Origin of the sequence: Caballeronia sp. LjRoot34, from assembly GCF_964253815.1 — a bacterium.
Lineage (GTDB): Bacteria > Pseudomonadota > Gammaproteobacteria > Burkholderiales > Burkholderiaceae > Caballeronia.
This window is the reverse complement of record NZ_CAXUSB020000002.1, coordinates 362543-387801: the sequence shown is the minus strand read 5'-3', so window position 1 is coordinate 387801 and position 25259 is coordinate 362543. Positions and strand designations below refer to the sequence as shown.

Genomic DNA, 25259 nt, shown 5'->3' with positions numbered 1-25259 from the left:
ATGGGCATGCACGTCCAAATTACGCGATCCTTGCGAGTTGCCCTGTCCGGCGCCGCCATGTTGCTGTCGGCGACCGGACTGCTGTTAGCACTTCTTGCGCCCGGGCGGGTATGCGCCGCTGAACACGCCAACCTTGAGCGCGCCGCGAAGCCCATCCCGCCCTCGGCTGCGAAGGTTACCAAGCACGTAGACAGCGTCGCGCCGCCGGACGAAGGCACCACGCAACTTCCCGCCAGCGGCGACACCCAGCTTCCCGCGACACCCGATACCCCGCGACCGCACTATGATCGGCCACCCGCTCATTTGCCGTGATGCAAGGATTCTGTGCGACGTCGTGCAGTTTAGTGGAACCATGGTTGGACGGCTTATCGCGACGCTCACCGGCGCTCAAGCACGCGCCTCGGCCACGCGGGGAATATCCGGCTCGAAGAAGACCCAGCGTGCCTGGGGAAACGCGCGCTGCAGGTCCGCTTCAATCACATTGATGGCATCGACCATTGCGCGGCCGCTGTCGTAGTCCACCATCTCCGCTTGCACGGCCACCACGATCTGCTTGCCCCACTGCAGCGTAATCAGGTTGATCACGCGGACAATTTCCGGGCGCGCGCGCAAGTGCGCATCGATAGCCCGGCGCACTTCCGGACTCGCCGATTCCCCGACGATCATCGACTTCACTTCACGGGCGACCAGGTACGCGATCACCATGAGCAGCAGGCCGACGCCGATCGACCCCGCTGCGTCGTAGACGGGATTGCCGGTGATCATGGTCATGAGCACGGCGCAAAACGCAATGGCAAGACCCGCCAGGGCTGCGACATCTTCGCCTGTGACCACGATCAGTTCGGACTCGCGCGTCTCGCGAAACCATCGCCAGAGAGACTTTTTCCCCGATGTCTTGCGGATCCCGCGCAACGCGCCGGCCAGAGAAAACGACTCGAGCACGACCGATATCCCCAGCACGACAAGCGCGACAATGGGGTTACTCACCACTTCATGCCGGGCGATCCGATGCACACCTTCGTACACGGAAAACGCGCCGCCGACGAAAAACAGCAGCAGCGCGACGAGCATGGAATAGAAGTAAATCTCGCGGCCCGAGCCGAGCGGATGCAACACGTCGGCGGGGGCTTGTGAACGCTTGAGTCCCACCAGCAACAACAGTTGGTTGCCGCAATCGGCGGTGGAGTGGATGGCTTCGGCAAACATGGAGCCGGAGCCGGTGAACGCAGCCGCCCCGAACTTGCAGACGGCGATGCCAAAGTTGGCGGCGAGCGCGTAGAAAATGGCTTTCGGCGATTCTTCTTTCATCGTGCTCCTGGCGGAAGTCGGAAGCGGGTCAGGGACGCTCTACGGACATCAACAATGAACCAACCACAAATGCGCTAAACGACTTCCACGCGGCTTTCGCCATCGATCATTTCTCCGATCACCGCCGCCTGATCGAAGCCGTCCGCACGGAAGATGGCGAGCACTTCGTCAACCGCCTCCGGCGCGCATGACACCAGCAAGCCGCCTGAAGTCTGCGGGTCGGTGAGCAGGCTTCGTGCCACATCGTGCAATGACGACGCCAGCGTGACGTGCTGCCCGTAGGCGGTCCAGTTGCGGCCCGATGCCCCCGTGACCACGCCCGCTTTCGCGAATGCCTCCACGCCGGGCAGCCATGGCAAGTCGGCGTATCGCAGGCGTGCCGTCAGCCCGGCGCCACGGCTGAGTTCCAGCGTGTGGCCCAGCAGGCCGAAGCCGGTTACGTCGGTGAGCGCGTGTACGGCGTCGAGTGCGGCCAGATCCGCGCCCGGGCGGTTCAGCTTGGTCGTGGCGGCGATCATCGCGGCGTAGCCGGCGGCATCGAGTTGATCCTTTTTCAGCGCCGCCGACAACACGCCCACGCCGAGCGGCTTGCCGAGGATCAGCACGTCGCCGGGGCGAGCCGACGCGTTACGTTTCACGCGCTTCGGATGCACGATGCCGATTGCCGCCAGGCCATAAATAGGCTCCACGGAATCAATGGAATGACCACCCGCGACGGGGATGCCCGCTTCGGCGCAGATCGACTCGCCGCCCTTCAGCACGGCCGCGATCACCTCGTGCGGCAGCACGTTGATCGGCATGCCGACGAGCGCGAGCGCGAGGATCGGTTTGCCGCCCATGGCGTAGACATCGGAGAGTGCGTTGGCCGCCGCGATACGGCCGAAGTCGAACGGGTCATCGACGATCGGCATGAAGAAGTCGGTGGTTGCAACAATCGCCTGCTCGTCGTTCAAACGATAAACCGCCGCGTCGTCGGCGGTGTCGTTACCGACCAGCAAGTCGGGAAAGAACGGCAATGGCACGCTGCGTTTCAACAGGTCGGCAAGGACGCCCGGCGCGATCTTGCAGCCACAGCCGCCGCCGTGGGACAGGCTGGTCAATCGGGGCGACGGGGTTGCATTCAGCTTGATGTCAGTCATTCGCGGTTATCCGGCAAAGTTGCGTGTGACCGATATTATGGTGGTTGTCGCGTCCGGAAGTGGCAATCGCGATCAACCCGCCATTCTGGTGACCACGGCGCGTAGTCCGCGTCAATATTGAAACGCATCGTGCGACCGCTCACGCGGTACACTTCGAGCCACGGTCCGATGCCGTCTTTCAACGTTACCCGTCAACCGCCCCGTGCCCGTACCTTTACCTTTCCCCGCATGAAATCTTTACCTCTTGTTTTCGGCTTGATCCTCTGCGCGTCGCTGTGTCAATTCGGTCCATTCAGTCAACTCAGTCACGCTCAGGAATCGCCTGCCTCCCCGCAGGAAGACTACGCTTACCTGACCCGCATGCACGTCCCTGAACCGGTGATCCGCTGCGTGGCGGCGTTCGATCGATGGGTGGCGTTGACGCCCAGGTACGACACGTTCATGGTCCCCGACCGGCGTGTACTGCGTGCGAAGATCGATAACGACACCCCTATCTTCAGCGCGGACAATCCCATTCCCGTAGACGAAGTAATCGCCATGCGCGCGTTCGCCAAAATTCGCGGAAAGTCGCAATGGACGCGCGTTGACAGCAGCTGCGGCGTGCGCGACGGCCGTGTGGTCGGTGTTTCGCTCACCCCAAATGTAAGGCCCAGGATCGTTCGGTAACAGCGCTAAGGGATCAGGCCTTCGCTGCCTCTCCCGAATATTTCCAGCCACACTTTTCCTTACAAACGCAAACGGCTTGTCATTTAGCTAATCGCTACATTGATTTCACGGATTTCATTTGGAGAAACCCATGAAACGATTAGCGATTCTAGTCACGCTCGCAGTACTCCTCGGCAGCACCCTGGGTGGTTGTATCGTCGTGCCGGATGGCGGATACCACCATCACGACTACTACGGCCGCTACTAAACCGCGGAACACGCCGAACAACAAGCGCGAAGGAAACCATCATGTTGACAGTCAGAAAAGGCCTGGCAGCTGCATCGCTCGCGGTGGCGGCAGCAACGAGTCTCGGCTTCACGAACACCGCGTCCGCCGACGACCACTTCCACCCCGGTTACGTTCATGTCGACAGCCGCGGCTGGCACGGCGACCGGTATTACGACGGGCATCGCTACTGGGAAAGGCGCGAGTGGGAACGCCATCACGCGCCGCGTTACTACGGCCCTCCGAATCGTTACTATTGACCGGTCGCGCAGGCGTTAAAGACGAAAAAGCCAGGGACGTCCCTGGCTTTTTCCGTTTTCAGCCGCGTGAATGCGGCGCGCCGAACCTTGATCAAGCGCCCGCAGTTTCGCGCCATTTGCGGGTATCGCGCAACGGCGGCGCACCAAACAGGCGGCTGTACTCGCGGCTGAATTGCGATGCGCTCTCGTATCCCACGCGATGCGCCGCTGTCGCTGCATCGGTCATGTCGATCAGCATCAGGCGCCGCGCTTCCTGAAGCCTCAACTGCTTCTGGTATTGCAGCGGGCTCATCGCCGTGACGGCCTTGAAATGATGGTGCAATGACGAGACGCTCATATGCACGTCGCGGGCGATCGACTCTACGCGCAGCGGCTGATCGAAGTGCTGGCGCAGCAGCATGATCGCCTTCGCAATGCGCTGTGTCTGGCTGTCCTGCAGCGCGATCTGGCGCAAGCGGGCGCCAGGACCGTTCATTAACAACCGATACAAGATCTCGCGCTTGACCAGCGGCGCGAGAATCGGAATGTCCTCGGGTGTATCGAGCAAGCGCAGCAAACGCAATACGGCGTCCAGCATAGACGTGCCGAGCCGGTTGACATAGAGACCGCGCGAGGCGTCCGCGGGCGTCGACGGCGGCAGGCTTTCATCGCCGATCAATTTGGTGATTTCCTCGACATCGAGGTCAAGCCGCATGCCCAGATACGGTTTGTCCTCGGTCGCGCCTGTCACCTGCCCCATCACCGGCAAATCCACCGATGAAACCAGATAGTGCATGGGGTCGTACACATACAGTTCGTCCCCTACCATGATCCGCTTCGACCCTTGCGCGATCACGCCAAGCGCCGGCGTCTGGATGCCATGGCTTGGGCCGCCGCAATGCACGACGCGATGCAGGAACAAACCGTGCACCGCTGTCTGGCACGTGCCAGTAGTGTCAGCGGTGAAGCGGTCCAGCAACGCGACGAGATCGAGCCGGGCGTGATCGAGGCCCGGATCAAGCGGTGCAGGCGCACCGCCGTTGATAGCGTGGTCAGCGTGGTTCAAAGGGTCGATGGCGGAATCCGCCGTCTCATTCAGGGCCATGATTCGCAGTGGGTGAGTTTGCGCGGCTGCTGCCCAGGAACGGTCACAGTCTTGCAAGGATGGAGAAGGGTTGCCGTCAGCCAGATGCCAATCGCGATCAACTACACGCAATTACACGTAACCGCACGCTGCCGACGTATGGCACTCAGCTTACTCGCGCCTGCATATTTTCGCCCAGAGCCATGCGCGGCCTTTGCAGGATCGGGCAATGATCCGACAGGATCAGGCTAGCCGGGCGCAGCGGCATAGGCAGATACTGCTTGAATCGCGGCGTTGCTGAAACACCGAACGGGCGTTCGGTCGTTCCGCCGTGAAGCGGCCGACGGTGAAGTCTAGAGGCCGCCAGTCCAAGGACGAATTCTAAGGAACCCAGCATGCGTAACAAAAAATTCGGCAATACCGGCTTGTTCGTTTCGGAATTGTGCCTCGGTACCATGACCTTCGGCGAAGGCGGCATGTGGACCAATATTGGCGGCCTGCAACAGGCGGACGCGGACAAACTCGTCGGCCGGGCGCTGGATGCGGGCATCAATTTCATCGATACCGCCGACGTCTACGCCGACGGCACGTCGGAGGTCATCACCGGCCAGGCGCTCAAGAACCTGAAGGTGCCTCGCGAAAACGTGGTGGTCGCCACCAAAATCCACGGCGAAACCGGCACGAAAGGCATCAATTCACGCGGCGCGTCGCGGTATCACATCATTGACGGCGTGAAGGCGAGCTTGAAACGCCTGCAACTCGATCACATCGATTTGTATCAGCTGCATGGGTTCGATACCGCCACGCCAATCGAAGAAGCGCTACGCGCACTCGACAACCTCGTGCAGCATGGCCATGTCCGCTATATCGGCGTATCGAACTGGGCGGCGTGGCAGATCGCCAAGGCGCTTGGCATTTCGGAGCGGCTCGGCCTCGCGCGTTTCGAGTCGTTGCAGGCGTATTACACGATTGCCGGGCGCGACCTCGAACGTGAAATCGTCCCGATGCTCAAAAGCGAAAACTTGGGCCTGATGGTGTGGAGTCCACTCGCGGGCGGTTTGCTGAGCGGCAAGTACAAGCGCGACGGCAGTTCGACGGAACCGGGCCGGCGCACGAACTTCTCGTTTCCGCCGGTGAACATGGATCGCGCGTTCGATTGCATCGACGCCATGACCCAGATGGCCGAAGCCAAGGGCGTCACCGTGGCGCAAATCGCGCTGGCGTGGCTGTTGCACCAGAAGGCGGTGACGAGCGTGATTATCGGCGCGAAACGGGTCGAGCAACTCGACGACAACATTGCGGCGACGCAAGTCAAACTGAACGACGACGAACTCGCCGCACTCGATGAAGTCAGCCAACTCGCTAGCGAATATCCGGGCTGGATGTTTGCTCGCCAGGGCGAATATCGCTTGAATCAGCTGCGGGAATCGAGCGGCGGCTAGTTGTTAGTTGGTTGTTAGTTGTTAGTTGGCCGGTTAGCTAACGATGGTTTGAAACGGCAAGGTCATGAGTACCGACTCCTGATACTTGCCGTTTATCTTCAGCGACCGCGGTTCACGCGCGTACTCAACGAATCCGACCGAGCGATACAGCCGTTGCGCCGCTTCGTTATGCGGCGCAACCGTCAGCTGGACCTCTTCCACCACGGTGCGCGCGTGACTCAGGACGGCTTGCAAGAGGGCAAGCCCCAATCCCGTTCCGCGAGCGGCCGGGCGGACGTACATGCCCACCAGCGCGCCCTTGTGCCGCTGTTTCGCGGCTTGCGGCACCATCAGGCCGGCCACGCCCGCCAACTCGCTTTCGTTGTTTAAGACCCCGCCGAACACGGCAGCATTCACGATCCGTTGTTCGAACCACGCGAGCGGCTGTTCAGCTTCATCTTCCCACGCCGAGCCGAAACCATCGGGGTGTCGGGCGAGCCCTTCGAGCCTGATATCGCGATACGCACTGGCGTCGGCGGCAGTCAGACGGCGGATGGTGAATGGCATGGGCATGAGCGTGGGTACCTTGAGCGGCGCGTCGTGATTGCTGGCGTTAAAGCGCCAGTTTCGCACGCACGGCGCGTCCGCTCCAAGCCCCGTTTGCCCCAAGCCTCGCGTCTAGATGATCGGCTTGCCGCCCGTCACCGCGATGGTCGCGCCGGAGATATAACTCGCTTCATCGGACGCCAGCATCACATACGCCGCAGCCAGTTCGGCTGGTTGCCCGGGACGTTTCATCGGCACTTGCGAGCCGAAATTCCTGACCTGCTCCGGCTTCATCGTCGATGGAATCAGCGGCGTCCAGATCGGCCCCGGCGCCACGCCGTTTGCGCGAATGCCCTTCTCAGCCAGCAACTGCGCGAGGCCGCCGGTGAAGTTCTGGATGGCGCCTTTCGTGGCCGCATACGCGATCAACCCGGGATTCGGGCTGTCCGCGTTCACCGACGTCGTGTTGACGAGCGCACTGCCCGGTTTCATGTGCGGCACGGCGGCCTTCGTGATCCGGAACATCGCGCCGATGTTCGTCGAAAAGGTCTTGTCCCATTCTTCGTCGCTGATGTCCTCAAGACTGTCGTAGACCATCTGGTAAGCGGCATTGTTGACGAGCACATCGACGCGCCCGAACGACTCCACTGTCTTCGCGACCAGTTCGCGGCAAAACGAGGGGTCGGTGATATCGCCGGGCAGCAGCAGCGATTTCCGGCCCGCTTCCTCGACCCAGCGCGCCGTTTCCTTCGCGTCCTCGTGCTCGTTCAGGTAGACGATTGCGACGTCCGCGCCTTCACGAGCAAACGCGATTGCCACCGCGCGGCCAATGCCGCTGTCCGCACCCGTGATCAGGGCGATTTTGCCGGCAAGCTTGCCCGAGCCCTTATAGGTTTTCTCGCCGTAATCGGGCGGGGGATTCATCGGCGCGCTGTGGCCGGGTTGCCAGTCCTGGTGCTGTTCCGGGAAGGGTGGTTTGGGATATGAAATCTGGGCCATGTGCGGTCTCCCTAAAAACGATGATGGAAGACCGGGTTTCAGCAAGCAACGGACCCAGGAGAGCGGTGGATGATCGTTGGCTCCGGCTAGCGGCGCATGTGGGTAGGCTGCCGCTTTAGGGCAATTCCGCCGGCAGTACCGTCCGGCACGAACGCGTTCACCGGGCGAACGGTCTCGCCTGGAAGTGGACAGGGCCGCCCAGGACCTTTATCCCCATTCCAGATATAGCCTTTGCGCGATACCTCGCCAGTGCGCTAAGCGGCTAAGCGATGGTCAAGCGTTCGCGGTGCGGTTAAAGCACCGCGACCACCCGGATATCGCCTTCGATAGACGGCACGACTTGCCCTCCAACTCGCCGAAAGGTTATAGACACGGTTTTGTTCCCGACCCTCAGTTCGCCAATCTCCAGCCAATCGATGCCATCAGGCAACTGCGGCCGGTCGATACGCACCTCCTCGTGCTCGGCGTCGATCGTGACCCCGAGACAGGCCTCCAGGATCATGAACGGCGATCCGGCCGCCCAGGCTTGCGGCAAGCACGCGACCGGATAGCCGATCGGCCGTTCGCCACGTTGCCGGGTGAAGCCGCAGAACAGCTCGGGCAGGCGCATATCGAACGTGACGGCCGCTTCGAACAGTGCCTGCAACAGGCGCACTGCACCGCCGCGGTCACCGTAGCGAGCGAGCCCGCGAGCGCACATGGCGCTGTCATGCGGCCACACGGAGCCGTTGTGATACGACATGGGATTGAAGCGTGGCTGGCCTGCTGCCAGCGTGCGGACGCCCCAGCCGGTGTTGAACAAGGTCGACTCAAGCTGGCGCGCGACGGCTTCGCCGCGGCTGCGTTCGACCAGGTCAAAGGCGAGCAAGTGTCCCGCATTCGACGCCAACACCTTGCACAGTTCCCCCTTACCGTCGAGCGCGATACCGTAGAACTCCGACTCGGGCATCCAGAACATTGTCTCCACGCGTTCGCGGATGTTTTGCGCGCGCTGCTCGAAGTCCGATGCCTGGTCCGGTGCGTTGCGCTGCCTCGCGAAGCGGGCCATGGTGGCAAACGCGGTGGATGCGTAAGCCTGGACTTCAACCAGCGAGATCGGTCCGACCGGGAAACTGCCGTCAGCGTGGAACACGGAGTCGCCGCTATCTTTCCAGCCCTGGTTGGCGAGCCCCGCTTCCGTTGCGCGCTGGTAGCTCAACAAGCCGAATTCGTTCTTGTCGCAATGACGTGCGATCCATTGCGCGGCGAGCTGCAACGCGGGCCACAATTCGTCGATCAGCGCCGTGTCGCCCGTTCGCTCGGCGTATGCGCCGGCCAGCGCGACGAACAGCGGCGTGCTGTCGACCCCGCCGTAGTACATCGCAAACGGCACTTCGCCCGTAGCAGCCATTTCGCTATTGCGGGTCTCGTGCATGATCTTGCCCACTTCCGCATCGCGAAATGCGGAGTCTTCGCGGGCCTGATGTGCCGCGAGAAACCGCAGCACGCCACGGGCAAGCGACGGATCGATCCATAACATCTGCAGCGAAGTAATGATGGCGTCGCGGCCGAAAGCCGTGGAAAACCATGGAATGCCTGCGTACGGATACGGTCCGGTTTCGAGATCAGTCGTCAGCAAACCGAGATCGGCGAGCGAACGATCGATCCATTCGCTGAACAATGGATTGCTCGAACGCACGCGCGCCACCGAACGCCGCCGTTCGCGCATGCGCCGATGGGCATCGACAAGTGCCTCGCGAATGGCCGGGCGCCCCGATTCCGGCGCGCATTCAGCGCCTTCCTCTGCGATCTTCTTGCTCTCCGCGCTCGCGTCGCTCAACGCGTGCGTAACGGCCGTGATCGACAAGTAGATCGACATGGCCGTTTCCGACTGTATCCGCAGCACGTAATCCGCACGATTGACCGAGAGCGAATGCGGTGCAGGCGAAAACTGGATGCGCGCGGTCCGCTCGACTTCATCCAGACCCGTATAGCGCAACACGACTTCGCCATCTTCGATGCACGGCTCGCGCATTGCCCCTCGTTTCGGGCGCGTGGATCCGCGCACCTCGAACATGTCGTGGAAGTCGGCGGCGAAATTGATCGAAAGCGGCACGGTGGCCGGTTCGGTTCCGTAGTTGGTCAACACAATGGCTTCGTGCAGCACGTGCCGCGACAACACCCGGCGGCGCTCGACGTGGATCACGCCCTCGGGCGTGGTCGCCCCGCCGATAGGCGGCAGCGGCCGGTTGGTCAGATGCGCGGTAAAGACGGCGTTGTCGCTGGACACACTGCCGGACAGGAGCGACGGCGAGCGTCCGCCGAAGGTCAGGCGCAACTGCGACAACACGCGGGTGTCGTTCACGAAAAGACCGTCGTCATTGCCGCGGATGTCGCCGTTTGCGTCGTTGACCACGAAGGTGTTGCCGGCCTTGAGCACGAACTGGCGCTCGTTCGCGTAGTTCGTATGTTCGGTCGCGATAAATGCGCCGTCCGTGTTGTCGACGGGCGTCGACGGAGGAACCTCGCGAACGCCGGCCGTACTGCGGATCGGGTCGGGCATGTCGTCATGAGCGGCGTCATGGGCAGGGTCGCGAGCGATATCACTGGCGTGCCGGTCGCTGAGCGCCTGCTTTGCTTGCTGTTGTTCCTTCGTTTCCATTACACCTTCCTGAAAGAGTTGCCTGGACACCCGGCCGATTGTACGGCCGGAGCCTGCGAATCAATTTTCGCGGACCGGAGGCAAGCACACCGTGGACCCGCTATCATCGACCGTTTTTCGACCGACGCTCATTCAACCGGTTCTCCCCGCCGCATGTCTTTTCCGCACATCGACTTACTGTATTCAGCATCCGGCCTGGCTGTCGGCTTCCTCGTGGGCCTGACCGGCGTGGGCGGCGGCTCTCTGATGACGCCGCTGCTGGTGCTCCTGTTCGGCATCCACCCGGCCACCGCGGTCGGCACGGACCTGCTCTACGCGGCCGCGACCAAGACAGCCGGCACCCTGGTCCACGGCATCAGGGGGTCCGTGGACTGGCGTATCACCGGCCGGCTTGCGGCGGGAAGCATCCCTGCAGCGGCGATCACCCTGGTCCTGCTCAACCGATACGGTTTGAACACCCCCGCCGCCGCCCGGGTGATCCAGCTCGTGCTGGGCTCCGCGCTACTTGTTACCGCTGTCTCGCTCGTGTTCCGCCCACAACTCGCGCGCCTGGCCTACAAGACCGGGATGGCCCGCGAGGCAAGCGGAAAATCAGGAGCGGCGAGCCGTGAAACCCGCACCGTGGCCTGGACCGTGCTGACCGGCGCAATCCTGGGCGTGCTGGTGTCGATCACCTCGGTCGGCGCGGGCGCCATTGGCGTGACCGTCCTGTTGCTCCTCTACCCGCGTTTGCCGACTGCGCGAATAGTCGGGTCGGATATTGCGCACGCGGTTCCGCTTACGCTAATTGCGGGGACCGGCCACTGGCTGCTCGGTTCCGTCAACTGGGACCTGCTGCTGTCCCTGCTCGTGGGTTCGCTGCCAGGGATCGTGCTGGGCAGCATGCTTTCCTCCCGGGCGCCGGAGGTGCTGCTGCGCAACGTGCTGGCCGCCACGCTGGTGATTGTCGGCGTGAAACTGGTACTCAGTTGATTCCCGGGCAGTTCGAACGATAGTAGTCGCCCAGCGTGACGCTTTCCAGTCGGCCGAACGGCCTATGACGTCTGGGCCGACCTATTCTTTGGGCGCATAGGCCGTTCGGTCAGCTATCGGCAACCGTGCATTTCCGGGCAAGATTCAGATAGACGAAGGGCGATGAAACAACGCGCAGGCGCTCTTCGCCATATGTGGCCGGGTAGCCGTCCTGTGCTCGGGCATTGCCTTGAATCGCGGGTTTGATTCAATGCTTTGATTCAATGCTTTGATTCAGAATAGTCAGCCTCAAGATTGGATCACTTTGACGAGCCACATTATTTAGCTACATCATTGAGTCACATTATTTAGCTACATCAATAAGCACATTGATGAGCCGCTAGACATCCAGGAGCAGCGATGAGCCACACTGACGATCCCCGCGACGAGCAACCCGCGTCCGACCTGCCCCACGATCCCGTGCGCCGCCGCCTGCTTGCGGCTGGGGTCGGCCTGGCCAGCCTTACCGGATTGTCGTTGAGCGGCTGCAATCTCTTTGACTCGCGCCCGGCTACGCCCAAGACGGCCGCTGATATTGCGCTCGACAAAACGCTGCAAGCACAGGTCCGTCATATTGTCGTGATCTACGCGGAGAATCGAAGCTTCAGCAACCTCTGGGGTAACTATCCCGGCGTGCAATATCCCCTGGAAGCCGTGCCTGCGTCGCGCTACGTCCAGCTGGACCGCGACGGGCGCACGCCCATGCCTGTGCTGCCGAAAATCTGGGGCGGCCTCGTGCCGCAAGCGCAGGAAGTGGATGGCAAGCGCTACATGATTTCGGAAAAGCAGATCGACGGCGTGCCGAACGGACCGTTCCATCTTGTCGACGCGCAGGGGCAACCGCTGCCGAACGGCGTCATCACGCGCGACCTCGTGCACCGTTTCTATCAGAACCAGATGCAGATCAACGCGGGCCGCAATAACCAGTTCGCCGCATGGGGCGATTCCGGCGGCCTGGTCATGGGGCATTACCGCAATTCGGCGGACTCGCTGAAACTATGGAACGTCGCCCGGCAAAACGTGCTGTGTGACAACTTCTTCATGGCCGCATTCGGGGGTTCCTGGCTCAATCATATTTATCTGATTTCGGCACAGGCTCCGTTTTATCCGGATGCACATAACGGTCCGGCGAAAAAGCTCTTGTCTGTCCTGGATGGAGACGATCCGCTGGGCACGCGCCTGAAACTCGCGGCCGATTCACCGGCATCGGCCCTCGATGGCCCCCCGTCCTACGTCAACGACGGCGCGCTTACAGCCGACGGCTACGCGGTCAACACAATGGCGCCGCCGTATCAGCCGAGTAACGTCCGCCCGGCGGAAGGCGGCGATCCGGCGCTGGCGGACCCGTCGAATTATCGCGTGCTGCCGCCGCAGAGTTACGCCACCATCGGCGACCGGTTATCGGACAAAGGCGTGGACTGGGCGTGGTATAGCGGCGGCTGGGACTATGCGCTCACGCATCGCGACACGGGCATGGTTCCCGATTTCCAGTATCACCACCAGCCGTTCAATTATTTCCGCAGCTTTGCGCCCGGCACGCAAGCTCGCACGCAACACTTGCGCGACGCCGGTCTGGGCGACGATGCGTCAACCAACAAACTCATTGCGGACATTGACGCGGGCCAACTGCCGACTGTGACGTTCTACAAACCGCAAGGCAATCTGAATATGCATGCGGGTTATGCGGATGTCGAATCGGGTGACCGGCATCTCGCCAACATAGTCGAGCGAATCCAGCGCGGCCCCCAATGGGAAAGCACGGTCGTCATCATCACGCACGACGAGAACGGTGGTTGGTGGGATCACGTGCCGCCGCCGAAAGGAGATCGATGGGGACCCGGGTCGCGCATTCCAGCCCTGGTGATTGCGCCGTTCGCGAAGAAGGGGCTCGTCGACCATACGGTCTACGACACGAACTCCATCCTGCGTTTCATCACGCGCGTCCACGACCTGGTGCCGCTTGACGGCGTGGTCGCGCGCGACCGGGCATTCGCGGCAAACGGCGAAGCGCCGCTAGGGGACATGACGGGGACGCTCGATCTCGCATGAGTTGCACACGCTTGAGTTGCAAGTGCCCGAACTGCGGACGCTTGGGTTGCCAACGCCTGAGCTGCCAACAACAACGGGCGAAACAACTGGCGAATGGACGACCGCGGCGCACCGATGAGTCGCACCGCGCTACCTCACGCCACCTATGAAACGCTCGAGCCGTCCATCCGGCCTGCGCGGGCGTCGGCGGCATCGGACGCTTCCTGTCGCCATTCGCGCCGCGAGCGCAGCATCTTGCGCACCGCGAGCCGCGCCATCTTGAGATAACCAAACGGCCTGGGGTCGGCCAGCATGCTGAGCGCCCGCGCGTAGTCGAGCGTCAGGCCCGGAGTCCAGGCCATGGTGGCCGCGCGTTTGCGGATCTGCGCGGCCACCCATAGCTCCGGCGTGACGATCAGGCGCAGGAACGCGCGCCAACCCGTATCGTGGCCATGAAAGGTGCCCACTGACCCTTCGAGCGCTGCTTCCAGCGCCTTGGAAACAGTGCTGGAACAATTCCGGTAGGTCAGGTTATACGTCTGATCCTGCCGATATTTCTCCCAGAATGCCTGCAACCGATCCGGCCGGTAATTACGAATACGCACGCGGGTCGTGGATTCGCACCACGCCTTCGATTCCGTCACGTAATCCGGCTGGAAAGTGCCCGGCACGTTGTTCTCGCGGGTCGCACGCAAGATGCGCCCGAACTCGTCCGGCGAACGGTCGATTTCCACACCCGGATACAGACTGATGTAAATGCCCTCGGGTGACTCGAGCGCTGCGTGGCCCGTCGAGATGACGCCGTTCGCGTCGATGGCGGCAATGTAGCGGTCCACGATCAGGCGCCGGTTGGCCTGCGCCCGCGCGGACCCGACGGGCGTCCACACATGCACGGTGAGCGCTTTTTCATCGGCGGAGGGGGGACCGTCCCATTCGAACGGGCCGTCGGCCTCGGTCGCCGCCGCGCCCGCAGCGGCCTTTGCCGTAGCGGACTTTTCAGCGAGGGTGGAGTCGGCGATTACGTCATCGGAAAGCGCCAGCGCCTTCTCGTTTTCAGGCGGCAGGCTTTCCATACGGCGTACGCGAAACGCGATCCACAGGATGTTCCAACCGCCGAATGCGAGTCCGAGCCCGATCGCGTAAGGCGCTGTGCCAACATAATGGGTCGGATACGGTTCGAAGAAAAAGATCGCGAGCAGGATTTCGACAATAGCCAGCGCCAGCACGATCCTCCATCGGCTATAGCGCACCACGACAGCCGACACGCTCTGCAGCAAGCCATCGGCGAGAAAAAGCGTGCCGAAGATCATCGACAGAACGAAGTTGCCGTGATGATTGCCCGCCATGATCAGCAGCGCAGCGAGGGTGAACGCGCCACCTTTCACGTAACGCAGCGTGCGCTGGCCGCCCACGCCAATGCCCGCAACAGCAAGGGTCGCAAGACCTTCGACGAGAAGCAGCCAGGCGAAGACGTGGATAGGAAAATACAGGACGCCGTCGAGAGCGTCGATAAACACCGACACCCCGATCACCAGCCAGATGCCGCCCGCCAGGGCCAGCGTAAGCCAACGGCGGCGCAGGTAGTCCACGCCCAGCAGAAGCAGCACGAGTTGGATCATGAGGTCACCTGTGAGGACACGACCTCGCCATGATAAAAGCGCTGCCGCATTACTCCAACCGGATTCGAACGCCTGTGCGCCCGCCCCGATCCATACTTACCACTCACTCAAACAACAACTCAAGCCGGTTCCACCCAGGCCCGCGCCGCGATTTCCAGCAGATAACCATAATGCAGCGCGCCCACGGGAACGACTGCCCGCGCGGGTTTCCAGTCACCGAAATGGCACGCGTAGATCTCGTTGAAAGTTTTCCAGTGATCCACGCCGACCAGGTAAACCGTCACTTCGATCACGTCCTTCAACCCCGCGCCGGCCGCCGCCAGCACGGTGCTGACATTGTCCAGCGCCTGCTGGGCCTGTTGTTCGAACGGCAAGTCGCCGGTATGCGTGCCGTCGGGACGCATCGGCAGCTGGCCCGACACGCAAACGAGATTACCCGCGCGGGTGGCGTGGCTGTAGTGGCCTGCTGGAACCGGAAGACCTGGCGCGTTGATGGGTTCAATGGGCATATGAATATTGACGAATGGTTCACGAATCGGAAAAGGGAAACCGGCAGCATACGTCGGGCGCTTTAAAGCACCAACCGTCCGGCGAGGAAATCGAGGAAGGCTCTCGCCCGTCCCGCCATCGATGCGCTCTGGTAAAACACCGCGCTGATCGGTTGCCGGACATCGAGCAGAACGGGCTCCATCACGGTTTGCAGGCGTCCACTGGCCACGTCGGCGCTGGTCATGTACGCGGCAAGGCAGACGATTCCGCCGCCCGCCAGCGCAAGTTGCCGCATGGTCTCGCCACTCGATGCAGCGATCTCCGGCACGATCCGAAAGCGCGCGCCCGTATCCCGGTTTGCTGAATCGTCATCGATCAACGGCCAGTCGTTCAGGCTCTCAGGCGCTGTAAAACCGATCAGGCGATGCCGACGCAATTCCGCTACCGTACGCGGCTCCCCGCGTTGCGCGAGATACGCGGGACTCGCCAGGATGCGCAGCCGGCTGCTGCCGAGCGAACGCGCGTGCAGCGTGGAATCCTGCAGCGCACCGATCCGGATCGCGATATCCACGCGCTGTTCCATCAAGTCGACAATCCGCTCATTGCTGCTCAGTTCCAGCACGATCTCCGGATACGCCGCGGCGAACGCTTGCACGTGCGGCACGATGCAATGCAGCATGAACGGCGACGCCGCATCTACGCGCAACCGCCCCGCCGGCCGCTCGCGTTGCCGGGCGATCGACTCCTCCGCATCTTCCATCGCGGCGAGGATGGCGCGGGCGCGCACGAGGAAAAGCTCGCCTTCGTCGGTGAGTTGCAAGCGGCGCGTAGTCCGCCGCACCAGCGTGGCGTCGAGCTTGCGCTCCAGCCGCGTCAACGCCCGGCTCACGCCGGAAACGGTTTGCTGCAATGTCTCGGCGGCCGCCGTGATCGAGCCGCTGTCGATCACGGTCACGAACGCCAGCAGTTCTTCAATGGTCGTTTTCATCTATCCATTGTTGACCTGGAATCAAGATTGATTTGAGACTAACACTGTTTTTGCGAAAGTCGAAGACGGGGATACTGCATGCATCGACTCAATGGGACCGGAGTAAACCGCTCTGCTTTAACTCCGGCCAACACACGATTTAACGGAGAACAACCATGAAGATTTTTTTGACTGGCGCAGGCGGTTTTATCGGCGGTTCGATTGCGGCGCGTCTGGTTCGCGACGGCCATCAGGTCAGCGGCCTCATCCGTCGCCCGGAACAGGCGGACGAACTCAAGGCATTGGGCATTGAACCCGTGATCGGCAGCCTCGACGACCGGGCGTTGCTGATCGCGCAGGCAAAAGCAGCCGATGGCGTCATCAACGCCGCCAGCAGCGACCATCGCGGCGCGGTCGAGGCGTTGATCGAAGGGCTTGCGGGCTCGAACAAACCGCTGTTGCACACGAGCGGATCGAGCATTGTCGGCGATGCATCCGGCGGCGAAGGAACAGACACGATCTACTACGAGGACAAGCTGCCCGAACCGACCGCCGATAAAGCACCGCGCGTAGCCATCGACAACCTCGTGCTCGGCGCAGCCAAACGCGGCGTGCGCGCTTCCGTGTTCTGCAACACGCTGATCTACGGCCACGGCGCCATGGCGAACGCGAAAAGCGTGCAGTTGCCGCGCTTGCTGGCTCAGGCGAAAAAGAGCGGCATCGTGCGGCACGTGGGACCGGGACGCAATATCTGGTCGAACGTGCATATCGACGATGTCGCCGACTTGTACGCGCGTGCGCTCGAAAAATCCCCGGCTGGTACGTTCTATTTCGTCGAAAGCGGCGAAGCGGCCTTCCGCGATATGACGACGGCAATGGCTAAAGCCCTCGGCCTCGGTGCGCCGCAAGACTGGCCGCTCGAAGAAGCCAAGAAGGAATGGGGCTACGAAATGGCGTCTTACGGGCTGGGATCGAATAGCCGGGTGCGCGGCAAACACGCGCGGGAATTGCTGGGCTGGGAGCCGAAGCGGACGTCGGTGACCGACTGGATCAGCAACGAAATGCTGCAGACTAAGTAACCCGGGTGCTTTGGAAGCGAACACGCTAGCGGGCATGTTTTACAACGCGCTGGCGTTACACCGCGCGGGCGGGGCTGCACATGCACCCTCGCTCGCGCGGCGATTCTGAAGCCTGCGCGCCTCACGCAAAACGACACCCGAAGCTCACTTCAACGCTTGCACAAACTCCTCGATCGCGCCCGCCGGCATGCCCGATTGCACGGCGGCATCGCGGATTTGCTGCCACGTGGTGGGATCGATGGGAATGCCGTTCAAGTTGAGATCGGCCCGCCGCGCCTGTTCCGGTTCACCCGGCACCATGATCTTGTCCGTACCGGCCGCGAGCGGCGACGCCTTCACCCACTCGACGAACGCATCGGCTTCGGCCTGAGCGTTGGGGGCATCGAAGGCATTCGGGTCCACGATCACCGATGTCATGCAATTGATGATCGCGTTGGTCGTGTCCAAGGTGTCCGCGTGCGTGGTGAAGCCGCCCGACAGCGCGCCGCCGAAAATCTCGCACATGGCGGCGAGGCCGTATCCTTTGTGCGCGCCCATCGCCGTCAGCGAACCGAACGGTGCTTCGTGCATCACCTTCGGTTCGATGGTCGGCACGCCCGCGTGGTCGATCAGGTAACCGGGCGCGACCTTCACGCCCTTGTTATAGGCCACGCGCGTCTTGCCGTAGGCAATCCCCGCCGTCGCAAAATCGAGCACCAGCGGCGTGTTACCTTCGCGCGGAAACGCAGCGCAGAACGGGTTCGTGCCGAAGCGCCGGTCGATACCACCAAACGGCGCAACCAGCGGGTCCCCCGCCACGTTGACGAAGTGAAACGACACCAGGCCGGCCGCCGCACATTGTTCGGCCCAATGCCCGATGCGCCCAATGTGATGCGCGTTGCGCAAGCCAACCGCACACACGCCAAGCTTTTTCGCCCGCGCGATGCCGTGCTCCATCGCTTCGTACGCCACGACCTGGCCGAAACCCTTGGCGCCTTCGATAGTCAGCACCGCGCCGACATCGCGGACAATTTCAGCGTGCGTATTGAGCTGCAATTGGCCGTCCGCGAGCGACGCCATATAACGCGGAATCATGCCGACGCCATGCGAATCGTGTCCCGACAGATTCGCCATCACCAGATGATCGGCCACCAGTTGAGCTTCACGCGGCGTACTGCCGGCGTGGGTCCAGATCGCGCTGACGAAGGCGTGCAAGGTATCCGGGGCGATGCGCGATTCGCGCGTGGTTTCAGTGCTCATGCGACTGCGTCTCCTGATAGGAAAAGGACTGCGCTTCAAATTCAACCCAATTAAATCAAATTCAACCAAATTTAACGACATGCCGGTTCATCACCGCGCCGTGCAAATAAAACGGCGCGCAAAAGTTGCGCGCCGTCTGAAAGTCAATGTCGACCACCCGCCATCAAGGCGTCGCCGCGATCACCTCGGCTACCGTCGCCGTGAGTTTCTTCGCGAAAGGCACATGCAGGAACTCATTCGGCCCGTGCGCGTTCGACCTCGGTCCCAGTACGCCGCACACCATGAACTGCGAACGCGGAAAGCCTTCTTGCAACGTGCTCATCAATGGAATGGTACCGCCCTGACCAAGAAACGCGACATCGGCGCCGAAATGCCGGCGCGAGGCGTCGTTCAGCGCATCGCCCAGCCACGGCGATAGTTCGGGCGCACTCCAGCCGGTCGCTTCGCCGCGCTCGGGCTTGAACGTGACCTTCGCGTTGTAGGGAGGATCGTCTTCGAGCATGGCCTTGAGTTCCGCAAGCGCCTTCGTGGCCTCGACCAGCGGCGGCAGACGCAGCGACAACTTGAACGCGGTGCGCGGACGCAGCACGTTGCCCGCATTGATCAGCGATGGTAGCCCTTCCGCCCCGGTCACCGCCAGCGACGGCCGCCAGGTGGAATCGAGCAGCGCTTCACGCGGGTCCGTTGTGACGGGAAGCACCGTGCCGCCATTCTGGCCGCAGGTCCACGGGAGCTTCTTCCATACGTCATCGCCGAGAATGCGTGCCGTTGCTTCCGCTTCGCTCAGCCGGCGCGGTGGGATATCGCAATGAAAACCCTTCGGCAGCAGGTTGCCCGTGCTCGAATCTTCCAGCCGTTCCAGCAGGCGGCGCATGATCCGGAACGTGGACGGCGCAATGCCGCCGTTCGTGCCCGAGTGAATGCCTTCGTCGAGCACCTGCACTTCCAGGTCGCCGGCAACCAGACCGCGCAGCGACGTCGTCAGCCAGAGCTGATCGTAGTTACCCGCACCGGAATCGAGGCAGATCACGAGGCTCACCTTGCCGAGCCGATCACGCAGCGCATCAACGTACGGCAGCAAGTCATAGCTGCCCGATTCTTCACACGTTTCGATAATGCCGACACAGCGCGGCCGTTCGACGCCTTGCGCGTCCAGCGCGGCGATCGCGCTGATCGACGAGTACGTAGCGTATCCGTCGTCCGCGCCGCCGCGTCCGTAGAGCTTGCCGTCTTCGTATTTGGGTGACCACGGCCCAAGATCACGACGCCAGCCGTCGAACTCGGGCTGTTTGTCGAGATGGCCGTACAGGACGATGGTGTCGCTGCTGTTCGAACGCGTAGCCGGTGCTTCGAAAAAGATCACGGGCGTGCGATTGGGCAAACGGATGATCTCGACTTTAAGGCCACGCACGGGCTGTCGTTCGGCCCATTGCGCGGCGTCCGCAATAACGCGTTCGATGAATCCGTTGCGCGCCCAGTCGAGGTCGAACATCGGGCTTTTGGCGGGCACCGCAATGTAGTCGGTGAGCGCGGGGAGAATTTCGTCGTCCCACTTCCGGTCGATGAATTCGCGCAGTGCCTGACGGTCGATTTGGTCGATGTGTTGTTTTTCTTGAGTAAGGTCGTCTGAGATCATGACGGGCGTCCCGGCCGTTTAAATATCAATGATAGCTGTGTTTAGCGTTAACTCGAATTCACAGTTTCTCACGAGCCGAATGTCGGCGGCGCGTCTTTTCGCCTTTGGCAGCGAGCACGACAGCCATTTCGCAAACTTGAAAATGGCACGCGAGTGCCGAAAGAACGCGCCGCTCGAGCGGCGGAAAAAGCGCTATCAACGACGTCCCGGTATGCTTGTGGCCCGATCAATCAGGAGCCTCATCATGTCCGTTTCAATATATCGCGCGACCGTTCCGGTTTTCGTCCGTAGCCTCGACGTGCTCGTTTCCCTGCTCGATAAAGCCGCCGCCCACGCAAAAGAAAAGGGCTTGAGCGACACCGACGTAACGAGCGCACGGCTAGCCGAGGACATGCTGCCGTTCGCGGCTCAGATCCAGCGCGCAAGCGATACATCGAAGGCATCGGCGGAACGTTTGTCAGGCGTTGCCGCGCCCCGTTTCGACGATACCGAAACGACCTTCGCGGAACTGCGGGAGCGCATCGCGAAGACGACGGCCTATCTGAAAGGGATTGATGCCGGGACGTTCGAAGGGGGTGACACGCGTGTTGTAACCATCAAGCAAAAGGACACCGAGCTGAAATTCAGCGGCGCAGAGTATTTGTTCCAGTTCGGGCTGCCGAACTTCTATTTCCATATTGTCACGGCTTACGACATCCTCCGGCACCTCGGCGTGCCGGTAGGAAAGCTCGATTTTCTCGGGCCGATCCAGCCGGCGTGACGTCCGGCTCCTGACTCGCGACACATGCTGAAAGACAACCACCGCCCGGCTCAGGTCCGCGCGGCGATCTGCTTCTGCCAGCTAGCCAGGATGCGTCGCGCGAGCACGTTGTAATCGCCGCCGAAGTGGTGATCTCCCGTGGTCTTCACCACTTCTATTCCGGTCTGCGTCAGCGCGGGACACAGCGTATCTTTCTCGGCCGCGCCGTAGATGCATTGCACGATCGACGGCGGCAGTTTCGCCAGTTCCGGCCGCACGTTCAACGCATTCTTGCTCGCCGGCATGCCGAGCCAGCCCGTGACGCGAATCTGGAAATCGGCGTCGGGCGCAAAGCCCATCAGCGATACAAACGACACCTTCGCGCGCACCGAATCCGGCAACCGGTTATAGGCGAACGGCATCACGTCCGCGCCGAACGAATAGCCGATCAGCGCGACGTGCTCCGAATGCCAGCGCGCACTGTAAGCCTGGATCACGCGCGCGAGGTCGTGGCTCGTCTGTTCGGGCGTTTTAGCGCTCCAGAAGTAACGCAGGCTGTCGATGCCGATCACCGACACCCCATCCTTCTGCAAAGACTCCGCGACGGTTTTGTCGAGATCGCGCCAACCGCCGTCGCCGGAAATCACAATGGCAAGCAGGTTCGTCGGACGCGAAGCGGGCAGTTCGATGAGCGGCAAATCCGATACGTCTTCGTCGCGCATTTGCTCGACCTTCAGATGCGGCGTGGCGAGCGCGAGCAGCGCATCGGCCTGCGAGTCGCTGGCGGGCTGCGTGGTCTTATCGAAGAAACCGGGCAGGCCCTTCGCGTGCGTGATGGTCGGATCGGGCGGGCACAGGTTGAAACGCGCGTCCAGTTGGGGATCGGGATTCAGCGCGAGCGCACCCGCGACCGTATTGTCCGGCGCCTGGGCAAGGATTTTCGTGGCCAGCACACCGCCCTGCCCCGTGCCCATCAGGATCGGCGCGAAATAACGGCTTGATTGCACCTCGCGTTCAAGTTGATGGCTCACAGACTCGGCATCGCCGACCAGGTTGTGGCAAGTCTCCTTCTCCGCCGGCAATTTCGCCGCGTAACGCGCCGTGTCCACGCCCACCACCATTGCGCCGTTTTTGGCTAACGCATCGGCGGTCTGGGTGTCGGCAGGGGTCCAGTTTTTATCGGAGAACAGCACGACAAAACCGCGCATCGGGCCGGCGGGTTTCGTGAACGTCACGTCGCCATAACGACCGCCGGCCAAGGTGCCGGCATGGGCCATTGAAACTGACAACGCAGACAGCAGGGAAACAACCGCGAATTTCTTGAAAAATGTCATGAACGCCAGCCTCCCGCCAGCAACGAGAGATCTGCAAGCGTGAAAAACACGCCGACCGAGCCGGATGCCGCGAGATAACGCGGTTCCCAACGCGGCTGGAACTTGCTCTTGAAACCGCGCAAGCCCCGGAAATTATAGAAACGCCCTCCGAACCGCCAGACCAACCCAGCCAGCCGATGCCACGGCGAAGCAAGCGGTGTCGGCTGCATGCCGGACAAAGGCGCAATGCCCAGGCTCAAGGTCTGGAACCCGGCCTGCTTCAAATGGAGCGCGAGCTTCGTGAACAGATATTCCATTGCGTACGGTGACGCGTCAGGCTGATGCCGCATCACGCCGACCGTGGCCTCGGTGTTCAGATCGGTCGTCATGAACGTGACGAACGCCACCGGCTTGCCTTCCTGGCGTACCAGCAACACGGACTGCGCGGCGAGGTAATCGTCGGTGAAGGCCGCGACCGAGAAACTCTTTTCGCGCGCCTCGCGGCTTCCAAGCCATGCATCGGAAATCTCGCGCAGGATCGGCATATGTTCAGGAACCTGCCGGGAATCGATGACTTCTACGTCGAAACCATCGCGTTCACCGCGCTTCAGCGCGTATCGCAAATGGGCGCGATGCGATCCCTTCAGGTCGAAATCCTCCAGCACCACATGCGCTTCCTCACCGAGTTTCATCAGCGTGAGACCGGCATCGAGATACAGCGGCAGTGCGTCAGCGCGAACCTGGTAGAACGCGGCGCGGCCGCTGTGCGCGTGCGCCATTTCCACGAACCGGCGGATCAGTTCCGCCCATTCGCGGCGCGGCCCGACCGGGTCGTGCAGCGCCGCCCAGGTCCGGCCGTGTTTCGCGTACATCAGGAACGCCTCGCGCGAGGTCGAGAACAGGAAACTCTTGTCGCCCATCATCGCGAGGCCGGCGTCGCTGCGCTCCTGCGCGCGGAAAATGCGCGCAGCATCGAGCAGATCCTGCGGCGCGGGTTTCTCGAACCGCCCGGCCGCCGGCCGCAGCAATTGCCACACGGCGAACAGCGCGGCGGACAAGCCCGCCGCGAGCGTCGCGCGCAATGCGCGCGGCGCGCGTTCGTCGAAGGCGAATTGCCACCAGAGGTCGCGGCTGTAATTGACATCGCGGAAGGCGAACAACATGATCCAGACCGCCAGCCCGATCACGATCGCCACCGACACCAGCCAGCTCGCCGTGAACCGCTCAGCCAGCAGCGACGAGCGCCGGTTAAAGCGGTCGCGGGTCGCCAGCAGCAACGCGATCAGCAGCGCGAGCACGCCCGTTTCGACAAACGCCAGCCCCTTCGCCATCGACAGCGCCAGGTTGGCCACCGCGAGCGTGATGGCGAGCCACCAGGCGGCGTCAAGCCGGCGCAGCAAACCGCGCGCAACGAAGAGCAAAACCACGCCCAGCACGCTTCCCAGCAGTTGCGAGCTTTCGAGCACCCACAACGGCAATACGGCTTGCAGCACCTCGATGCGTTTGCCGAACGCGGGCGTGGCGCCGGAAATCACGAGCATGCCGCCGACCACGAAGGTCACGACGCTCAGGAACACGGGTGCGAGCTGCGACACATTCGATGGATTCAAAAACGCGAAGCGTCCCTTGAGCGCCCGGCCTTCGAACGCCGCCAGAACGAATGTGGCCGCGATCAGCGGCAGGCCGAAATAGATCGCGCGATACGCCAGCAGCGCAGCCAGCATCTCAGGTGTCTTCACGCTGGCGCCTAGCGCAAATACCATCGCGGCCTCGAACACGCCGACTCCACCGGGCGTATGGCCGATCATGCCGAGCAGCATGGCGGCGGAAAACACCGTGAGGAATTCGCCGAAACCCACCTGGGCATGCGGCAGCACGGCCCACAGCGCGAGCGCGGCGGCGGATACGTCGAGCGTGGCGAGCAGGAGTTGCGCAACCAGGTCGCGGCGCGCCGGAATGGTGACGGCGAGCCAGCTCCAGCGCGTTTGCAGGGTTCGAGGGACGGTGCGGCACAGCACGATCATCACCGCGAATCCGATCAGGACCGCGCCGCCGATGAATCGCAGGATATCCGGCGATACATGCAGCATGGCGGCGAGGGTATCGGCAGCGCACACCATGCCGATCGCCGTCATCAACGCCAGCGCGAGCGCCAGCGTGACGCTCGTGAACACCGTCAGGCGGCCAACCTGCGCGGGCGTGACACCCGCGACGCCATACACGCGACAGCGTACGGCGCCGCCGGTCAGCGCACCAAAACCGGTCGCGTTGCCGAGCGCGGATGCGACCGTCGCACCCACCCACAGCACGGAACGGGGCACTTTGGTGTCGAGGTATCGAAGGCCAACGGCGTCGCGGCCGACCAGCGCCACGTAGCTCAGCACGGTGGCGGCGAGCGCCCCGGCCCACGCCTCGAAGCGGAGCACGCGCAAGTGGTGAACGACCGTTTTATAGTCGACGGCGTGCGACAGATGCTCGAAAACCACCAGCAGCAGTGCGCATACGACCAACGCGAGAACTGGCGCGGTGAAACGCTGCAACCGCCACGCTTTGGGCAAACGAAGCAGCGATTCCAGCAAAGGGACTGAACTGACACTATTTCTGCGAGACATGCGGATTACCGGACTTGCTCCAACGCCTTCTGGCCTCGCGGCTTGTTGGCGTTTTGTTGGTTCTTGGTTCTGATCGGCAGATGCCGGACCGTTGCACGTCTATCCGGCGCTCGTTCAGATTTCAAAATCCTGAATAGAACGTTACGGTTAGCAACGGTTGTATAACGGCGTAGGTTGACGGGACTTAAGAAAAGTGTGGGAGTCTATGCCGTTCGGACG

At 62.2% G+C, this 25259-nt stretch carries 21 protein-coding genes; 8 read left to right on the top strand and 13 right to left on the bottom strand.

Annotation, left to right across the window (positions count from 1 at the left end):
• Nucleotides 1-6: 6 nt before the first annotated feature.
• Entirely contained in the window at nucleotides 7-312 is a 306-nt protein-coding gene (locus ACSQ36_RS21210) for a hypothetical protein (RefSeq protein WP_436183458.1), read from the top strand.
• Nucleotides 313-387: 75 nt separating this feature from the next.
• Here the strand turns inward: ACSQ36_RS21210 and ACSQ36_RS21205 are convergent, their stop codons facing one another.
• Together ACSQ36_RS21205 and selD are read right to left on the bottom strand one after the other, a co-directional pair.
• Entirely contained in the window at nucleotides 388-1308 is a 921-nt protein-coding gene (locus ACSQ36_RS21205; protein ID WP_436183457.1) for a cation diffusion facilitator family transporter, read from the bottom strand.
• Nucleotides 1309-1382: 74 nt separating this feature from the next.
• Nucleotides 1383-2447, bottom strand: coding sequence for a selenide, water dikinase SelD (gene selD / locus ACSQ36_RS21200; protein WP_213764414.1), 1065 nt, complete (start codon nucleotides 2445-2447; stop codon nucleotides 1383-1385).
• Between the two features lie 228 nt (nucleotides 2448-2675).
• On the opposite strand from selD, the gene ACSQ36_RS21195 reads away from it, so the two are divergent.
• Both ACSQ36_RS21195 and ACSQ36_RS21190 read left to right on the top strand, forming a co-directional pair.
• The gene (locus ACSQ36_RS21195; RefSeq protein WP_436183456.1) at nucleotides 2676-3113 is read left to right on the top strand and encodes a BspC domain-containing protein; all 438 of its coding nucleotides are present in this window, start codon (nucleotides 2676-2678) and stop codon (nucleotides 3111-3113) included.
• Nucleotides 3114-3401: 288 nt separating this feature from the next.
• Nucleotides 3402-3638, top strand: a complete 237-nt coding sequence (locus ACSQ36_RS21190) for a hypothetical protein (RefSeq protein WP_213764412.1) — start codon at nucleotides 3402-3404, stop codon at nucleotides 3636-3638.
• Between the two features lie 91 nt (nucleotides 3639-3729).
• On the opposite strand, the gene ACSQ36_RS21185 is transcribed toward ACSQ36_RS21190, so the two are convergent.
• Nucleotides 3730-4722 (bottom strand): AraC family transcriptional regulator N-terminal domain-containing protein, encoded by a 993-nt coding sequence (locus ACSQ36_RS21185; protein WP_436183455.1) that lies wholly within the window; start codon nucleotides 4720-4722, stop codon nucleotides 3730-3732.
• 374 nt (nucleotides 4723-5096) lie between these two features.
• On the opposite strand from ACSQ36_RS21185, the gene ACSQ36_RS21180 reads away from it, so the two are divergent.
• Nucleotides 5097-6143 carry an aldo/keto reductase gene (locus tag ACSQ36_RS21180; RefSeq protein ID WP_213764410.1) on the top strand — a complete coding sequence of 349 codons (1047 nt, stop codon included), beginning with the start codon at nucleotides 5097-5099 and terminating at the stop codon, nucleotides 6141-6143.
• Nucleotides 6144-6176: 33 nt separating this feature from the next.
• Here ACSQ36_RS21180 and ACSQ36_RS21175 read toward each other — a convergent pair whose 3' ends face one another.
• The 3 genes from ACSQ36_RS21175 to ACSQ36_RS21165 all read right to left on the bottom strand — a co-directional run bounded on the left by ACSQ36_RS21175 (nucleotide 6177) and on the right by ACSQ36_RS21165 (nucleotide 10209).
• Nucleotides 6177-6755 (bottom strand): GNAT family N-acetyltransferase, encoded by a 579-nt coding sequence (locus tag ACSQ36_RS21175; protein ID WP_346730497.1) that lies wholly within the window; start codon nucleotides 6753-6755, stop codon nucleotides 6177-6179.
• A gap of 45 nt (nucleotides 6756-6800) precedes the next feature.
• Nucleotides 6801-7667 carry a glucose 1-dehydrogenase gene (locus ACSQ36_RS21170; RefSeq protein WP_436183454.1) on the bottom strand — a complete coding sequence of 289 codons (867 nt, stop codon included), beginning with the start codon at nucleotides 7665-7667 and terminating at the stop codon, nucleotides 6801-6803.
• Nucleotides 7668-7959: 292 nt separating this feature from the next.
• On the bottom strand, nucleotides 7960-10209 hold the full coding sequence (locus tag ACSQ36_RS21165; protein ID WP_436184906.1) for an amylo-alpha-1,6-glucosidase: 2250 nt from the start codon (nucleotides 10207-10209) through the stop codon (nucleotides 7960-7962).
• Between the two features lie 252 nt (nucleotides 10210-10461).
• Between ACSQ36_RS21165 and ACSQ36_RS21160 the strand changes: the two genes are divergently transcribed.
• Nucleotides 10462-11280: a sulfite exporter TauE/SafE family protein gene (locus tag ACSQ36_RS21160; RefSeq protein ID WP_436184905.1), complete on the top strand. Its 819-nt coding sequence runs from the start codon at nucleotides 10462-10464 to the stop codon at nucleotides 11278-11280.
• Nucleotides 11281-11679: 399 nt separating this feature from the next.
• Nucleotides 11680-13368, top strand: coding sequence for an acid phosphatase (locus ACSQ36_RS21155; RefSeq protein ID WP_436183453.1), 1689 nt, complete (start codon nucleotides 11680-11682; stop codon nucleotides 13366-13368).
• 143 nt (nucleotides 13369-13511) lie between these two features.
• Here ACSQ36_RS21155 and ACSQ36_RS21150 read toward each other — a convergent pair whose 3' ends face one another.
• The 3 genes from ACSQ36_RS21150 to ACSQ36_RS21140 all read right to left on the bottom strand — a co-directional run bounded on the left by ACSQ36_RS21150 (nucleotide 13512) and on the right by ACSQ36_RS21140 (nucleotide 16443).
• Nucleotides 13512-14966, bottom strand: coding sequence for an HdeD family acid-resistance protein (locus tag ACSQ36_RS21150; protein WP_436183452.1), 1455 nt, complete (start codon nucleotides 14964-14966; stop codon nucleotides 13512-13514).
• Nucleotides 14967-15085: 119 nt separating this feature from the next.
• Complete coding sequence (locus ACSQ36_RS21145) at nucleotides 15086-15475, bottom strand: RidA family protein (protein WP_436183451.1); 390 nt, start codon at nucleotides 15473-15475, stop codon at nucleotides 15086-15088.
• Nucleotides 15476-15537: 62 nt separating this feature from the next.
• The gene (locus ACSQ36_RS21140) at nucleotides 15538-16443 is read right to left on the bottom strand and encodes a LysR family transcriptional regulator (RefSeq protein ID WP_436183450.1); all 906 of its coding nucleotides are present in this window, start codon (nucleotides 16441-16443) and stop codon (nucleotides 15538-15540) included.
• 155 nt (nucleotides 16444-16598) lie between these two features.
• On the opposite strand from ACSQ36_RS21140, the gene ACSQ36_RS21135 reads away from it, so the two are divergent.
• Nucleotides 16599-17501, top strand: a complete 903-nt coding sequence (locus tag ACSQ36_RS21135; protein ID WP_436183449.1) for an NAD-dependent epimerase/dehydratase family protein — start codon at nucleotides 16599-16601, stop codon at nucleotides 17499-17501.
• A gap of 144 nt (nucleotides 17502-17645) precedes the next feature.
• Here ACSQ36_RS21135 and ACSQ36_RS21130 read toward each other — a convergent pair whose 3' ends face one another.
• Together ACSQ36_RS21130 and ACSQ36_RS21125 are read right to left on the bottom strand one after the other, a co-directional pair.
• Nucleotides 17646-18740: a malate/lactate/ureidoglycolate dehydrogenase gene (locus tag ACSQ36_RS21130; RefSeq protein WP_436183448.1), complete on the bottom strand. Its 1095-nt coding sequence runs from the start codon at nucleotides 18738-18740 to the stop codon at nucleotides 17646-17648.
• A 163-nt stretch (nucleotides 18741-18903) separates the two neighbouring features.
• Entirely contained in the window at nucleotides 18904-20376 is a 1473-nt protein-coding gene (locus tag ACSQ36_RS21125) for a M20 family metallopeptidase (protein WP_213764402.1), read from the bottom strand.
• 244 nt (nucleotides 20377-20620) lie between these two features.
• Between ACSQ36_RS21125 and ACSQ36_RS21120 the strand changes: the two genes are divergently transcribed.
• Nucleotides 20621-21136: a DUF1993 domain-containing protein gene (locus ACSQ36_RS21120; RefSeq protein WP_436183447.1), complete on the top strand. Its 516-nt coding sequence runs from the start codon at nucleotides 20621-20623 to the stop codon at nucleotides 21134-21136.
• A gap of 50 nt (nucleotides 21137-21186) precedes the next feature.
• Here the strand turns inward: ACSQ36_RS21120 and ACSQ36_RS21115 are convergent, their stop codons facing one another.
• Nucleotides 21187-22449, bottom strand: coding sequence for a virulence factor family protein (locus ACSQ36_RS21115; protein WP_436183446.1), 1263 nt, complete (start codon nucleotides 22447-22449; stop codon nucleotides 21187-21189).
• Nucleotides 22446-25040: a bifunctional lysylphosphatidylglycerol flippase/synthetase MprF gene (mprF, locus tag ACSQ36_RS21110; protein WP_436183445.1), complete on the bottom strand. Its 2595-nt coding sequence runs from the start codon at nucleotides 25038-25040 to the stop codon at nucleotides 22446-22448. Before mprF ends, ACSQ36_RS21115 begins: the two co-directional genes overlap by 4 nt.
• Nucleotides 25041-25259: the final 219 nt, after the last annotated feature.